The 16066-nt window shown below is 48.7% G+C and carries 11 protein-coding genes; 1 reads left to right on the forward strand and 10 read right to left on the reverse strand.

Annotation, left to right across the window (positions count from 1 at the left end; genetic code table 11):
- Positions 1-182: 182 nt before the first annotated feature.
- Positions 183-2525 (forward strand): phosphoenolpyruvate--protein phosphotransferase, encoded by a 2343-nt coding sequence (ptsP, locus tag NOC_RS08345; RefSeq protein ID WP_002809381.1) that lies wholly within the window; start codon positions 183-185, stop codon positions 2523-2525.
- 30 nt (positions 2526-2555) lie between these two features.
- Here the strand turns inward: ptsP and NOC_RS08350 are convergent, their stop codons facing one another.
- From NOC_RS08350 to ectA, 10 genes are all read right to left on the reverse strand, one after another.
- Positions 2556-4727, reverse strand: coding sequence for an amylo-alpha-1,6-glucosidase (locus NOC_RS08350; RefSeq protein ID WP_002809300.1), 2172 nt, complete (start codon positions 4725-4727; stop codon positions 2556-2558).
- Between the two features lie 262 nt (positions 4728-4989).
- Positions 4990-6039, reverse strand: a complete 1050-nt coding sequence (locus NOC_RS08355; protein WP_002811788.1) for a glycosyltransferase family 4 protein — start codon at positions 6037-6039, stop codon at positions 4990-4992.
- A 504-nt stretch (positions 6040-6543) separates the two neighbouring features.
- Positions 6544-8463 carry an acyl-CoA dehydrogenase family protein gene (locus tag NOC_RS08360; protein WP_002809269.1) on the reverse strand — a complete coding sequence of 640 codons (1920 nt, stop codon included), beginning with the start codon at positions 8461-8463 and terminating at the stop codon, positions 6544-6546.
- A 181-nt stretch (positions 8464-8644) separates the two neighbouring features.
- Positions 8645-9658 carry a ribonuclease Z gene (locus NOC_RS08365; protein WP_011330693.1) on the reverse strand — a complete coding sequence of 338 codons (1014 nt, stop codon included), beginning with the start codon at positions 9656-9658 and terminating at the stop codon, positions 8645-8647.
- A gap of 197 nt (positions 9659-9855) precedes the next feature.
- Positions 9856-10254, reverse strand: coding sequence for a TraR/DksA family transcriptional regulator (locus tag NOC_RS08370; protein WP_002808801.1), 399 nt, complete (start codon positions 10252-10254; stop codon positions 9856-9858).
- 206 nt (positions 10255-10460) lie between these two features.
- Positions 10461-10751: an ATP-binding cassette domain-containing protein gene (locus tag NOC_RS18380; RefSeq protein ID WP_049750810.1), complete on the reverse strand. Its 291-nt coding sequence runs from the start codon at positions 10749-10751 to the stop codon at positions 10461-10463.
- A gap of 115 nt (positions 10752-10866) precedes the next feature.
- Complete coding sequence (locus tag NOC_RS08380; RefSeq protein WP_002809648.1) at positions 10867-12231, reverse strand: MFS transporter; 1365 nt, start codon at positions 12229-12231, stop codon at positions 10867-10869.
- Between the two features lie 620 nt (positions 12232-12851).
- Entirely contained in the window at positions 12852-13760 is a 909-nt protein-coding gene (gene thpD, locus NOC_RS08385; protein ID WP_002808676.1) for an ectoine hydroxylase, read from the reverse strand.
- 239 nt (positions 13761-13999) lie between these two features.
- On the reverse strand, positions 14000-15301 hold the full coding sequence (ectB, locus tag NOC_RS08390; protein WP_002810085.1) for a diaminobutyrate--2-oxoglutarate transaminase: 1302 nt from the start codon (positions 15299-15301) through the stop codon (positions 14000-14002).
- A 99-nt stretch (positions 15302-15400) separates the two neighbouring features.
- Complete coding sequence (gene ectA, locus NOC_RS08395) at positions 15401-15889, reverse strand: diaminobutyrate acetyltransferase (protein ID WP_002808740.1); 489 nt, start codon at positions 15887-15889, stop codon at positions 15401-15403.
- Positions 15890-16066: the final 177 nt, after the last annotated feature.

Raw genomic sequence — 16066 nt, forward strand, 5'->3', positions numbered from 1 at the left:
ATTCGATGCAGATCATATGGTTCTCGTTAATTAGCACGCACACTTTGTCATGCATCACACTATATAATAAATTATGTGAAGGTAGCCATAAACCAAGAAGGAGGCAGCGAGAACAGGGTCGGCTAACGCCGTCGCGCTATCCCTCCCTGCCCTGAACGGCGGGGTTTCTCGCGCAAAAATGGATGAAGCAAGATCAGGCTGAATTATCGGATTTTACCATCGGACCTACAAGTTCCCGTAGTCTAGGCTCCCTGAGCCGGATTGTTCGGGAAGTTAGCCTTGCGGCTAGCCTCGAAGAGGTATTGCAGGTCATTGTGGTGCAAACCCGTAAGATGATGGCGGTGGATGTGTGCTCTGTTTATCTTACCGAGAGCAATGGCAGTCATGTGCTGATGGCAACCCAAGGATTGCATCCGGAAGCAGTGGGGCAGGTACGGCTTATTCCGAGAGAAGGATTGGTGGGTTTGGTGGCGGAACGGGCTGAGCCGGTCAATTTGGAAAACGCAGCTGCTCATCCTCATTTTAAGTTTATTCCTGGCTCGGGCGAAGAACCATTTCAGGCATTTTTAGGCGTACCTGTTCTCCATCAGCGAAAATTATTAGGTGTGCTGGTGGTGCAACAGAAAATAGCCCGCCAATTCGATGAAGTTGACGTTTCTTTTTTATTTACATTAGCCGCTCAACTGGGTGGCGTCATTGCCCATGCTAGGGCCAGTGGTGTTCTACAAAAACCTATGGGTAGCCAGAATGAGAATGGGCCTGAGCGCTACCTTACCGGTATTGTCGGGGCTCCCGGAGTAGCCCTAGGAAAAGGGGTTGTGGTTTATTCCGCTACTGGTTTAGATACAGTGCCTGAGCGTCAGGTAGCCAATATCAAGGAAGAGGAGAGAATCTTCCGGCTAGCCGTAGTTCATGTCTCCCAGGAGATTCAGTCTCTAGGAAATCACCTAGAGCTATCATTGGCGAATGAATACCAGCCTCTGTTTAAAGCTTATGCCATGCTTACAGGAAGCCAAAGTTTGGTGGAAGCTACGGTAGAACGTATCCGGGCCGGTGAGTGGGCGCCGAGCGCCTTAAGTACGGTTATCAAGGAACAAGCCCGGCGTCTTGAAGCCCAGGAAGATCTTTATTTGCGGGAGCGGGGCAATGACCTGCGAGAGATTGGCCGGCGTATTTTGGGCTATCTTCAGAATGTGGCGCCTATTAACTTGGAATATCCAGAGAATACCATCTTGATAGGTGAAAACTTGAGCGCCATGGATCTTGCCGAGGTACCCATGGGGCGTCTGGCAGGGGTAATTTCGGCCCATGGATCGGGTTTCTCCCATGTGGCGATTCTAGCCCACGCTATGGGTATTCCCGCCATTATGGGAATTAGTAAGGCGAACCTTGGTCAGTTGGACCAGCGGGAATTGATCCTGGATGGTTATCAAGGCCGGGTACATTTAGAGCCAAGCAGGCTAGTACGCCAAGAGTTTGCCCGCCTCGCCCGGCAGGAGCAACAGCTTACGGAAGAACTCAAGGGCTTGCGGGATTTGCCTGCCGAAACGCCAGATGGTTTTCGGGTTCATTTATACGCCAACATTGGCCTGTTGGCGGATATCGAGCTTTCTCTTGCTGCGGGTACTGAGGGTGTGGGGCTTTACCGGACCGAGTTGCTTTTTATGGTGAGGGATCAGTTTCCCACTGAAGAAGAGCAATATGCCGTGTATCGGAAACTTCTCCAGGCTTTTACCCCTTCTCCCGTCGTTTTACGCGTACTTGATGTGGGTGGTGATAAATTCCTGCCCTATTTCTCGATTGAGGAGGCCAATCCATTTTTAGGATGGCGAGGAATTCGCGTTATTCTGGATCATCCAGAAATATTTTTGACTCAAGTACGAGCGTCACTCCGGGCAGCCGAAGGGTTAAGTAACCTGAATTTGCTGTTTCCCATGATTAGCGCGGTTTCTGAGTTGGAAGAAGCTCTACATATAGTGCGGCGGGCCTATGAAGGACTGGTAGAGGAAGGTGTTCGGGTTACTTGGCCTCGGGTAGGGGTCATGATTGAGGTGCCTGCCGCGGTCTATCAGGTGGAAGCGTTGGCGCGGCGAGTGGATTTTCTTTCCATTGGCACTAACGATCTTGCTCAATATCTGCTGGCGGTTGATCGCAGTAATGAGCGGGTGGCGGAATTATATCATTCCCTCCATCCGGCTGTTTTGGCCGCCATTCTCACAGTAGTGAAGGCGGCCCGCCGGCACCATAAGCCCGTTAGCGTGTGCGGCGAGATGGCGGGTGAGGCCACGGCGGCTATATTATTGCTGGGTATGGGGATAGATAACCTCAGTCTGACCGCTGGCGATTTACCCCGAATCAAGTGGATAATAAGGAATTTTAGCCAGCAGTATGCGAGGGAATTGCTCGCTCGGGCCTTGCGGGAAGAAAAACCCGAGCCTATCCATAAAATGTTATGCGAGGCCCTGGATAACTTTGGGCTAGGGGAGTTGATACGGGGGGGGAAAACAAGTTCCCCCCTGCTTTGAAAATAAGCTGGGGTGACCGGCAGTAATCGCTTACACGATAACAGCAACTTCTATATCGCCGACCTTGCGCAGTACATTGACCCCCACATCGTGCAGATGGCGCCTAAGGCTGAGGTCAATCACCGCATCGCCGAAGCGTAAATTAGTGATTTCTAGGCGCTGGAGATAGTTCGGTAGTCGGGGGTGATAAAATCTTATTTGAGGTTTTTCTTCCGAGAACGTTAGCCCAAGGCAGGCCTGCAGAAGGTGAAATACCGTCCCACTAGCCCAGGCCTGGGGTGAGCAGGCGACCGGGTAGAGGGTCGGCCCTTGGCCAGGAAGGCGATCGAAGCCACAAAATAACTCAGGCAGGCGGTGTAAATCCATGGTAATGCTGGCGTCAAACAGGCCGCTCAGGATTTGCTGCGCCTGGTCCTTGAAACCATAACGGGCCAGTCCCATCGCGACAATGGCATTGTCATGGGGCCAGATGGAGCCGTTGTGATAAGACATGGGGTTAAAACGGGCCTGGGTCGTAGCAAGTGTTCGGATACCCCAGCCGCTAAAAGAAGCCTCGCTAAGCAAGGTCTCCGCTACCTTTTGCGCATATTCTGGATTAGCAATCCGGCTGAAAAGGGCATGGCCGGCATTGGATGAGATGATCTGGCAAGGACGTTTGTGGCCATCCAGAGCCAGCGCAAAAGTGGCTATTTCCTCACACCAAAATGCTTGGTTGAACTTCTTTTTGAGGGCTTCCGCCTGATGCTCTAATTCCGAAGCACGGCTCGTTTCACCCAATAGGGTCGCTAACTTAGCTGCTATTTTCTTGGCCTCATACACATAGCCCTGCACTTCACATAAGGCGAGGGGTCCTTCCGCGGGGCTTCCTTCCTGGTGAAAAATCGGATCGTCGGAATCTTTCCAACCTTGGTGGATCAGGCCGTCGGCGCTATGGCGAGCATACTCCACAAAACCATCTCCGTCGCAATCGCCGTAATTATCGATCCAATAAAGCGCGGCCTCGATATTGGGCCAAATGGCCTCCAAAAAGGGCTGATCAGCGGTACGCTGATAATAGGCCCCCGCCAGCACGATAAACAAGGGCGTAGCATCTATGCTGCCATAGTAGCGCCAAAAGGGCACCTCGTGTAAGGCCGCCATTTCCCCTTTGCGAGTCTCATGTAGTATTTTGCCAGGCTCGGCATCTTGGGCGGCATTTTCTTCCGTGGCTTGAGTGGCCGCTAAAAAGCCTAATACGCCTTGAGCCAACTGGGGATTAAGCCATAAATACTGCAACGCGGTGATGATCCCATCGCGCCCGAAAGGGGTGGCGAACCAAGGGACGCCCGCATAGGGGTAATTACCTTGCTCGGTCTGGCTGGTCAGCATTTGTAAGTCCGCCGCTGACCTATTGAGCCAATCATTGAATTGCTCATTACTGGTGAAAACATGGCCTATCCTCTTGCCAGCAGCGGTGACGGCCTGATTGGAGTTAGCAAGGGCTTCTTGATAGGTTAAAATTGCAGGCTTATTAGTCTCTATTTCACAGGCAATAGTCAAATAAAATTGTTTTTTTTCTTTGGGTAAAAGCTCGATAGCGAAACAGATCCGACCCTCGCCTTGGTTATCGGGTGGTTGGCTAGAAAGAATGCGGGTGCGGCGTGTTTCATTGTCCAGACCCCGATAGCTGAATACGAGTTCTTGCCCTTGGTGCTGCACCGGTAGGACTTGGCCCCGCTTACAGCGTTTAGCTCCCCGCACTTCAAAAATATCGGCATAATCGGCGCCAAATTGAATGTCCAGGTAAAGGTTAAGCGTTTTATCTCCATAGTTGAAAAGACGGATACGTTCATAGTACACGCCATTCCAGAGCAGTTTGCTGCGAAAGATATGTACGATCCCCTTACGGGTGACAAGCTGATTCTCTTGATAGAGGTCGGGGTTGGTAATATCTGCGGTCAGCAGGGTGTTATCTTCTTTGACGATGGAATGGAGTAAGAGGGGCCGGCGCTGGTTTATACTCAGTTCAAAATAAGAAAGAAAGCGTGTGCCTTGATGGTAAATTCCCTGTTCGCCAATTCCTAAATGCTGGATATCGCCATAGCGGTCAAATACCGCGAAGGTATCATTGTGTTTAAGTACGCGAGTGCTTTCATCGGTATGCGAGGAGGCTGCTGGTACATACCACTGGTCATTGATGAGAACAACGTCATCTACTGCCATAGAAGGATTAACCTGTCAATTTTGGTTTATCCAAGAGGATGTGCCCCATTCCTTGATTGAAACCAGAAGTTTTCGATGCGAAGAAATTCATGAGATTACTCGAACATCTGCTCTTGAATTTAAATTATACATTAGCTGGATGGGGGGAACAGATCCAGATCAGCCATCACGAGTAAATATGGTAAAGGTGCTGGTGTCTGGCCTCTGTTCCCTGGGACATTAGATATTAGTGCCAATAATTTTATTGTTTGCCCGGGGAGGGTCAACTTACCAGCCGAGGTCTAACCCTTGTCTTGGTAAGGGTCCGGTATAGCCGCAGGTAGTTTTTGGCCATGCGTTTGGCAGAGAATTGCTCTTCAAATACTTGACGACAACCCAGGCGGCTTACCTGACTTATTCTCTCTACCGTTATTACTGCCTGCTCTAAATTTTCAACGATAAAACCCGTTTTACCCTCTTGCATCACTTCAGGGACAGAACCTTGCCGATAGGCGATGACGGGTGTGCCACAGGCCATGGCTTCAATCATGACCAGCCCAAAAGGCTCAGGCCAATCAATGGGAAACAATAATGCGTAAGCCTTGCCAAGAAAATCATTTTTTTCCTTTTCACCAATCTCTCCAATATAGTTCACTAGAGGATGGGCGAGCAGCGGTTTAATTTGTTTTTGAAAATACTTTTCATCAGCCGGGTCCACTTTTGCTGCAATACGGATTTCCATCCCAGCGCGGATAGCGATTTCGATGGCACGGTCGAGCCGTTTTTCTGGTGAGATGCGGCCGAGAAAAGCAAGATAATTTTCGGGCTGAGAATTAAAGGCGTAAAGGTTTTCGGGTAAGCCATGATAGATAGTGGCTTGCCAATTCACAAACAATAAAGGATGCCGTTGAGCATTGGAAATCGAGACTACTGGCATCTCCGAGAATTCCTGATAGAGGAGTGGTAAGTCAGGAAGATCAAGCCGTCCATGTAAGGTGGTGAGATGGGGGATTTGTAATATCCGGCTCATCGGAAAGTGCAAATAATCAATATGAAAATGGAGGATGTCAAAGCTGGGCGCTAAGCGAGACACCTGACCCAGCAAGAGGGCGTGGTGTGCAAAAGGGTCCAGGTAATGACAATTAAGCCGTAAAGCGGATTCCCCAATGGGATGGAGTTTGGCTTTAGTGAGAGAATCACCACTAGCAAAGAGAGTGACATCATGGCCTTGGTTTACTAATTCTTCGGTCAGGTAGGAAACAATTCGTTCTGTTCCACCATAATATTTTGGTGGAACGCTTTCGTAAAGGGGGGCAATCTGTGCAATTTTCATAGGTGGCTCGGTGTCATGTTCTAGGCGATTTCTAGCCCAATTAATAGATTACTTACATTAACTAACGTTAATGCAAGTAGACGTGCGGCTTAATCTAAGCTGTGCCTGATTTAAGAAGCCTTTTTTAGTGCCTGCCTGGCAAAAGAGGGTTAAGGGTTAACCGTTATCAGATTAAAGATGGCTTGCACTAAACAAATTGTAGTCGGGTGGCAGGAGGAAAACATCGGTGCTTTCCCTTATAGTAGTTCCCATAGAGATAGTAAAATACTAAGTCCTTAGAGTAGGGGGATGCTGACTGAATATCTAGTCTGCCGGGCGCTCTTAAAGAGCCAGTAAACAACCGGCAGAGTCGTTCAGGGGTGATAAATACAAGGTGTTAATTGAAGTGATAATTACGGGTTTTAGTGTATAGCAGGCGGTTGGAGTAAGGAGAAGTGAGGGCATTTATGGAATGAGTTGGCAATGGTGCTGAGATAGGAGAGAAGGGGTTCTACCCCCTCCAGCTTATAAAGTAAGCCAGCCTGAACCGAATTGCTGAATGTGAGTCTGATCCGGTTGGCGGCCAGTCCCTCGTGCTCCTTTGATCGGGGTTTTTTCTGGCAGTACGTAGTGGGCGTTGGGGAGCTGATGGGCATAGCGTAAAGCGGCTTTAGCAGCAGCTGGGAGCGTATCATCCGCATTATTTTTCAGCGCCTGAAAATTCTGTTCAATGGCGCGGCTGGCTAAATTAAAGAAATGCTCTACCAGTGCTGTTTGAGAGTCGATTTGTTCTCTTTTCTTTTCTAGGCGAAGAGCACGATCCAGATAAGATAGGCTGCAACTCATGGCGTGAATCCAAATGGCGGCCCAACTGAGGCGTGCTTGGAGCATTTGCCGGGTAATCAATTTTTCTCGATGTTTATGGAACATGCGCTTGGTTTCATGGGAGAGTTGCTGGGTATAGTTTTCCAACTTTCCTTGCAGAGGAGCCAAGGAAGGATGGAGGCGGGTGATCCTGGGCCGTTGTTTTTTTATTCCCAGAAAAAGCTCGGCGCTTATTCGTAGTGCTTGGCCTAAATGCTTCATGGGATTTTTTGCAATGTTGAGGAGTGCTTCCCCAAGCTGTTTTGAGCCATAGCCAAAAATAAAACTTAACATCACTTCGTTGGCCCCCTCGACAATGAGATTAATCCGGCTATCCCGCCACAGGCGCTCCACCTCATTCTCAGTCATATAGCTCTCGCCCCCCATGATTTGGAGCGCATCGTCAACCACGCGATAGCCTATTTCCGAGCAAAAGACTTTGCAAATTCCTGTCTCTAGCATGATGTCCTCATCATGGCGATCCAACATGCCGGTTGTCATATAGAGCATGGCTTCCATGGCGTAACAGTTAGCTGCCATGGAAGCGATTTTGGCTTGAATCTGCTCAAAGTCAGCCAGAGGCCGCCCAAACTGATAGCGGTATTGAGCCCACTTTACCGCTTGCTCGTAGGCTGTGGCGGCGGCTCCCACCATCCCGGCCGCAAGCGTACAGCGGCCATAGTCTAGGCAAGTGAGGGCGACGTTAAGTCCTTTCCCTTCTTGATGGAGAAGGTTTTCTCTGGGGACTTTCACGTCGCGGAACCGGATTCTAGCCTGCCAGGTTCCCCGGATGCCGCACTTGCTGCGGTTACGGGAGTAGATATCGATACCGGCCATATCGGGGGTGCAGATAAGCGCGGTGACTTGATCTTTTTCTTTTCCGGTCCGGGGGTCCTGGATCTTTTGCTTGGCCAGGACGGTAAAAAGGCCCGATAGGGCAGCGGAGGAGGCCCATTTTTTCTCCCCATTCAGGATATAAAATTGACCGTCCTCGGAAAGCTTGCAGCGGGTTTCCTGACCGCTGGCGTCCGAGCCTACGTTAGGCTCGGAAAGGCAAAAGGCGCTGAGATGGTCCTGGGCCATGGCGGGAAGGAAGCGTTTTTTTTGCGCATCCGTGCCAAACAGAATAATGGCGCCACAACCAATTGATTGGTGGGCGGAAACCATAACCGCAGTTGAACCACAGCGCTGTCCAATCCGGGATAAAACTCGGTTGTAGCTGGTGATACCAAAGCCTCCCCCGCCATATTTCTTAGGGACGATCATTCCCATAATTCCCATATTGAATAGACGCTTAACGACCGACGCCGGGATTTTTTGTTCTTGATCAATGGCGATAGCGGGGTGTTCGTTTCTTAGGTATTCGTCTAATTCAGTAAGGAGTTGATCGCAACGGGAGGCTTCCTCTAGGCTGACCTCGGGGAAGGGAAAGAGCAATTCCTCCCGGAAATGACCCCAAAAGAGGTTTTTCACAAATCCCATGGTTTCGGGTTCTGGCCCTAGCATTTCCTGAGCTGCTTCGATTTGCTCGCGATCAGCTTCTGAGATGTCCTTTAATTGTCCGAAAGGGGTTTTGGCCATGGTGTTTCTCCTGGCTGCTAGGCACGCTTCGAAATTTTTGCTTTTGCTATTATCGAATTAAATATCCTAGTGAAAAAATTGAAGTATTCTTAAAATACGTCCTATGATTATTCATAGGCGCTTAGCTCGTGGATTTCCAGATTGCTTAAGCTCGCTGTTATTTAGCCTCTCCACGTTGCGATCAATTTTTAAACGCTTCTTGAGCCTCCGTTACCAAGGTTTGCCGCCGATCCGAGTAGCGGGGTGAAAAGTTGATAGGCACCAGTTTTTTGACCCCTGCCTCCCGGGCGATCCAGCCAGCCTGCCGGGCCGTGAGATGCTGTTTTTCTGCGGCCATTTCCGCATCTTTATGGAGAAAGGTAGTTTCGATGAAGAGGAGATGAGAACCTTGAATCAACTCTACTATCTTTTGGCAATTGCTTCTCGAGTAGCGTATATCGACAATATAACTGATTTTCTGCCCGGGAGAAGTGCGCGAGATCTGCCGTTTTAATAGGCCGAGAGGTAAGTATTTTTGGTATTTTTTTCCGTTTTCCTGTCGCCATATCCTGATGGGTGTGTCATCAGGTTGTTGGGTTAGGATCGCCCGCTTTAAATCATGAAGCCAAGGCCCTACCGGTAAACTCAATGCTTGCAAGCGGTTCTTCCATATATTGATGTGCTGGCTTTCTTCGATGGTAAAGCCTAAGCAAGGAATGCCATGATCTAAAATCGCGGTGCGTACCCGAAAAGCGGGTTCTGCTATCAGTACGCCAGGGGAAAGATCTGAATTATTTTCCTGATGTTCTTGGGAGAAGGCCCGTTGGCAGCGAAAAAGCGCTTGCCGGCTAGCTGCGTTAGGGTGTAATTCGGTGGCTATAAAGGCCAGATTATTGTCGTAGTTATGGACGAGATTCCAACTGTAAGCTTTCAGCTTATGTTCTAGCTGATCGATAAAGCCAGGAGGTCCAAACAGCCGTATTTTCTTTTCTCTCCTAAGCACTAATCGCAGCAACCAATCAAAATCCGCAAAATGATCCATGTGAGTATGAGAAATGAAGATATCGCTAATTCTCAGAATCTTTCGTGGGGGAAGGGCACGAATATCTCCTAGGTCAAATAATAGCGCGCGTTTCTGAAACAAAAAATCCAGGTAGAGTACCGGATCGTCAAAAGGATCATTCACCACTAGCGGCTGTAATAGAGGTTTCGTCACCTACTTACGCCGTGTCCATTAATTTTTGAAGCTAAACAGGGATGTTTAGCGACCCCCTAGCGAGGTTGCCCGCCTGCAGCGGGCAGGCGGAGTGACACAACGCATTGGGCGCGAGGGCCAAAATTGCTATCCGTCATGGCGAAACTCCAAAGTCAGGAAAAGCGAGAAGTCGTGAGGATCTGTAAACCTCTCTGAATTCATAGGGTGGGGTGGGCTTTTTCCCTATGGGTGCGTTCATGCCTCGTTTGACAATCAAAACAGCGCTTTACTGTCGGGTTAATTTGCAGGCGCTGATAGTCTATGTCCGTGTTGCAATCGATACAGATGCCATAATTCCCCTTGGGAAAGCGCATCAGGGCCTGTTCAATATTCCGAATTTCCTCAATGTGAAGGTCCACTATGGCAAGGTCGATATCTATTAGCAGATCGGCAAGGGAGGCATCTTCTCGATCATGTACTCTACCTGCGAGTTCGATATAGGATTGATTATCGCTCTCCCGGAGTTCCTGGCGTACCTTCTCCGATACTTCATCAAATCGTTGCTGTAGCTGTTGTTTAAATTCCCGGCGCTGCTGGTCTGAAAGCTCCCGTGTCATACTCGTACCTCCATTAAGGGATTCAGTTCAGCTCTAGGAAGGAGTAATCATATCGTCCCCCATAGCTATTTACCCTTTATATTTTAGAGAATAGTTGGTAAAAATTCCTGGGTTCTTTTCTGTTTTGGCCGGGAGAAAATAATCTCTGGCGTATTGTCTTCAACAATTTTTCCTTCCGCCATGAAAATGATGCGGTCTGCAATTTCTTACGCAAAATTCATTTCATGGGTGACAATTAACATGGTCATCTCGCTTTCTGCTGCAATTTTCCGAGGCACATTAAGCACTTCCCCCACCAGTTGAGGCTCCAAGGCTGAGCTAACTTCATCAAAATGCATAATTTGCGGTCGCAGAGCCAAGGCGCGAGCAATCGCTACTCGTTGTTTTTGTCCTCCAGAGAGTTGAGCCGGATAGTTTTCCACTTTATCGTCTAAGATGCTGATTAGTCGGGATTTCCCGGCCACCACTACAAAAAGGCACTTAGTGCCTTTTTTCAAACTTCTGCGACGAGATTGAGCAGGGCTAACCTCCGGTTCACTTGTAAATAGTTCAAAACTTTACAAGGAGGCTTAGATAGTCTTCTCTTTACGTCTGGACAGAATTTGACTCTGGTCAGTTCCGTGCTTTCGGGCCTGAATCGTTCATCTGGATGCGTACCGCCATCGAGCCTAGCATCGGTTTACCGGCGGTTTCGGGAATGATTAGAATGGGTACTATGGCGATAGCTGCTGCCAGCATCAGATAGTAGGCAGGCACAAAGTTATCACCGGTGGTCGCGATCAACCAGGTAATAACCAAGGGGGCAGTGCCGCCAAACAGAGCGGTGGAAATATTGTAGGAAATGGCAAAGCCGCCGTACCGGATGTGGGTTGGGAAAATAGCAGGTAAAGTAGCCGGCATGACACCCGCAAGCGCTACCACAAGTGTGCCTAGAATGGCCAAACCGATGACGGTGGTGGTGATACTGTGTTGTGACAGTAACCAAAATGCTGGGTATGACAAAATGATAAAGCCGATACAAGCGCCTACCAGCACCGGTTTACGCCCCACGTGGTCTGATAGTTTGCCCACCATATTGATGACGCACATCATGGCTAACATCGTCAGCACGAGAAATACCAGTGAGCGGGAGGCATCTATATGCAGTACCTCGGTGAGGTAGCTTGGCAGGTAACTGAGCACCGTATAGTAGGCGATGTTGAGTATCAGTACCAAGCCGATGCAGAGCGCCTGTAGACGTAGATTAACGATAAGAATTTCCCGAAAGGAGGAATCCTTTTGCTCCGCATCTTCCTTCATCTGTTTAAATGCCGGGCTTTCTTTGAGTTTCAGGCGCAGGTAGAGTCCGAGTAGCCCTAAGGGACCCGCTATCAGAAAGGGGATACGCCAGCCCCAGGTGAAAAATTCTTCACTGGTAAGCACCATCGAGATGCCGGTAACTAGAACGGCGCCTAGCGTGTAGCCGCCTAGCGTGCCGAACTCCAACCAACTTCCCAAAAAGCCACGCCGGTTATCAGGCGAGAATTCACAAATAAATGTGGCGGCACCGCCGTATTCACCGCCGGTAGAGAAGCCCTGCACCAATCTCGCCAGGATTAGGCCAATGGGCGCCCAAACGCCGATCGACGCGTAACTTGGAATGATCCCAATACAAAAGGTGGCGACCGACATCAAGATGATAGTTAGTGCCAGCACTTTGTTGCGGCCTACCTTGTCTCCCAAAGGGCCGAAGAAAAAGCCTCCCAGGGGTCTTACTACAAAGGCAAGGGTGAACACACCGAAGGATGCTAACAGAGAGGCGGTATTACTGTGAGAGGGAAAGAACACATGCCCTATTGTGGCTGCGGTGTAGCTGTAGATGCTAAAATCGAACCATTCCAACGCATTACCCATGGCGGCTGCGGTGACGGCGCGTTTAACCTCCGATTCGTCAACGATATGAGCTTCAGTCGTGTCTGCAGTAGCCTCAGTATCCATGGCGTCTTCCCTGTATTTTTAGGATCGTTTTTTCACGCTAGCAACTCTGATATGAGAGCGCAAATGGATTAAGCAACATTCTTTGGCTGTTGCTTTGGGCTATCGATCCAGCATAGGCGTCATCAGCAACGATTTTTTCGATAAACGGGAAACGCACCGTACTTCTGTCCACAGCCAGCATAGCACCCGTCATGCTCCTGTATTCCTGCACAATGCAGTGCATACATCGTTCTTCAGAATCATGTCGAGAATATCAACGACGATATGGCGTTTCTAGCCCTTGGTATTTTTGCCCGTGTCAAAATCCGACATCCCCTCTTGCATGTGCGTCTATAATCGCTAGCGGCGGGTTTTTCCTCCCGGCCTTCGAAGGTCCGCACAGCCTGCCACAAAACTTTCTTTCCTATGGGCCATCGCGTATCTAGTCTCGGAAATAGCCGTAAACCACCTGCCATGGTGGAAAATCTCTGGGCAGCATATCCTACTGCCAGCCTGGTTACAGCAGATAGAAAATTACATTCACGACCGTACCCAAGCATGTTGTATGCGAGCGGCCTGTGTTGGCAGTGGCGGTATTAGTGCTTATTTTTTTTCATGTTTTCCCAATATCAAATTTGTACTTAAATAGGTATAAAATCACGGTTGGCAATATATTCCGGGCGCGGTTCTAGCCCGCAATAGGGCTGCACTAAAGTATTTTCCATACTGTTATAGACAAAAAATATGTTGCTCCGCGGCCAAGGAGAAATGTTCGAATTAGAGCCGTGCATAAGGTTACATTCGAAAAATATGACCGAGCCCGCGGGGCCACGGGGAGCCACTATTCCGCCGATATCGACAAGCCTGCGGAGACTTTCATTGTCGGGCACCCCATACTCCTGTTTTCTCAGGGAAGACTTATAGTGATCCTTGGGCGTTTTTCCAACACAGCAAAGGAAATACCAATGTGATTGAGGAATCAGCATCAAGGGGCCATTATAGAAACTATTCTCGGTCAGGGTAATAGAGCAACTAAGTGCCCGCATACGGGGCATGCCATCTTCCTGGTGCCAGGTTTCAAAGTCGGAATGCCAATAAAATTCCTTCCCCTGGAAGCCGGGTTTGTAATTAATTCGGGATTGATGAATATAGACCCGGCTATTAAGCAATTGAGTGATAATGTTGACAATGCGCTTATCTCGGGAGAGCCGGTCGAACAGCTCATTGGTGCGATGGATATCAAAGATGGAACGCACCTCTTGGCGTTCAGGTTCCAGGATAGTTTGCGGCGCCTTTTTGACACTCGCCGTATCGGAAAGTACCTTCAGCTCGTCGCGATAGCGTTGTATTTCTTTTTGGGAGAATAGATCCTGAAAAAAAAGATATCCCTTTTTTTCATAAAATTCTACCTGCTCTTGGTTCAGCGGGCCTGAGCCTGGCGATTGTCCATAAAAAACGGGATCGCGACGCTCAAAAAGATGCGGTGTATTACCAATGCGGGACGGGTACAAATCCTCATGGTAATCAAGCAAATCTTGATTGTAGGCCATGCAATTAACCTCCTTCTGCCTTATCGGTTCTCCCTTGCGGATTGCGATGTTTTAGATCAATCAGTATAGGACATTATAGATGATGGCGAATGGGGTGGCTGTACAAGCACCCCATCCGCCATCATTCTGTTTACCGGTATAGTGTCTGTAAAACGTGTTTAAGTGCTTCGGCCAGCACTCCGGGTTCCTGCCCGTATACGCCCATCACAGATTTAACCTGGGATGGTAAGTCTACTGGCTTAAACTGCCTCAGTAGCTAATTGCTGGGTATTACCACTGCGCTTTTCCCGTTTGCGGGTAAGCAGGTTTCCTATTGCCTGATCGATAATACCCAGTCCTTCTCGTAAAATCGTTTCTTCAATTGTCAGGGAGGGTAAAAATTTCAGTACTTGATCATCGGCCCCCGCAATTTCAATGATGACTCCATTTTCAAAGGCTTCTTTAGAGACCTCGCTGGTAAATCCATTGCGGGGCATTTCTAAGCCCCAAATCATTCCCACACCCCGGACCTTGCCATTCAATTCGGGATATTTTTTGGCAATCGCTTTCAGTTCGGTTTCTATAATCTCGCCTTTATATTTTACTGCTTCCGTTAAATCATCATTCTCCCAGTAAGCAGAAAGGGATTCGACTGCGGCTACAAAAGCCAGGTTATTACCACGGAAGGTTCCGGTGTGTTCCCCTGGTTTCCACTGGTCCAGTTCTGGGCGCATTAATAACAATGATAAGGGGAGCCCGCCGCCAATGGATTTTGACAGGGTGACCATGTCGGGGGTAATGCCGGCCCGTTCAAAACTGAAAAAAGTGCCCGTGCGGCCATTGCCCACCTGGATATCATCGACGATAAGCAGGATATCGAACTCACGGCAAAGCCGTTCTAATCGCCGCAGCCACTCATCGCTAGCTACGTTGATTCCGCCTTCGGCTTGAACGGTTTCCAGGATAACCGCTGCGGGGAGATCCACCCCACTGCTGGAATCTTCTAAAAAGCGGCGGAAATACTCAATGGTATCCACGTCTGGCCCAAAATAACCATCATAAGGCATGAAGGCTGAATTATTCCGGATACCATAGGACTCATCCCGATAAAAGGTGTTTCCAGTAACGGCGAGAGAACCCATGGTCAGACCGTGGTAGCCATTGGTGAAGGCGATGACATTGGAGCGCCGTTTGATCATGCGGGCCAGTTTTAGCGCCGTTTCTGTCGCATTGGTTCCGGTAGGCCCGGTGAACTGCACTTTGTATTCGAAATTTCTAGGAGATAGAATCGTGTCATAGAATTTTTGCAAGAACGCCACTTTGGCCACGGTAGCCTTGTCTAGCCCGTGGATGATTCCGTCCCGTTCAATATATTTTAATAGCGCTTTGGAAATAATAGGGTTGTTATGGCCATAATTCAGGGTGCCCGCGCCAGAAAAAAAATCAATATATTCATTTCCTTGCTCATCATAGAGGTAAGAACCCTTCGCTGTGTCAAAGACGACAGGAAAAGAACGAACATAGCCACGGACTTCTGATTCCAGTTGCTCAATAATTCTCATAACTTTAGTCCTTGTCAGTCGTTAATCTTAATCGATAAAGTAAGTTTAGAATGATCGATCATTAAAATAGAGGTTAAATAAAAAATATAGGTTAAATAATTATTGGAGATTTTTAGCTTCAAAGGGGCCAAGACGAAGGAATGGTTCTGATTCATGGTTTCCGGTTGGAAATAAGGATTCATCGAAGCCCGGTATTTCAACCAACTCAGTGTTTAAATCCCGTGCCAGCGAGTTAAAGAGTGCGCGCGAAGCAGTATTGGAGGGGCTCACCGTCGTTTCTAGAAACGTTACCTTATGGTCCGCATTGCGCCGCAAAAGTTCCTTGAGCATAGATAAAGCAAGCCCTTTGCCGCGGGCCTGGGGGGAAACCGCTATCTGCCATATAAAGAGTGAATGAGGGGCTGTTGGTAGGCGGTATCCCGTGACGAAGGCAAGTATTTCGTCATTGTTATCGGCGACCAAACAGGCATCCGTAAAATGCTTACACAAAATGAGATAACAGTAAGTTGAATTTAAGTCGAGCGTGCCGGATTCTTTGACTAACTGCCAAATTTTGGGTGCATCTTGAATGGTTGGATGGCGAAACAAGGATAGCTCCTTAATGTAGGTTAAGGCTTAGTGATTGACTTAACCTCAATGAGATATTGCGGTGTCTATTTTGACATGGCGGTTAACGCAGTTTGAACTAGGCTGGGATTTTATGCCAACCTTCTTTATTCATGGGTATCTGGTGAAGAAGTTTTTCAGTAGCGGTGTTCTTCGGAA

It is taken from the genome of Nitrosococcus oceani ATCC 19707 (assembly GCF_000012805.1).
Classification (GTDB): Bacteria; Pseudomonadota; Gammaproteobacteria; order Nitrosococcales; family Nitrosococcaceae; genus Nitrosococcus; species Nitrosococcus oceani.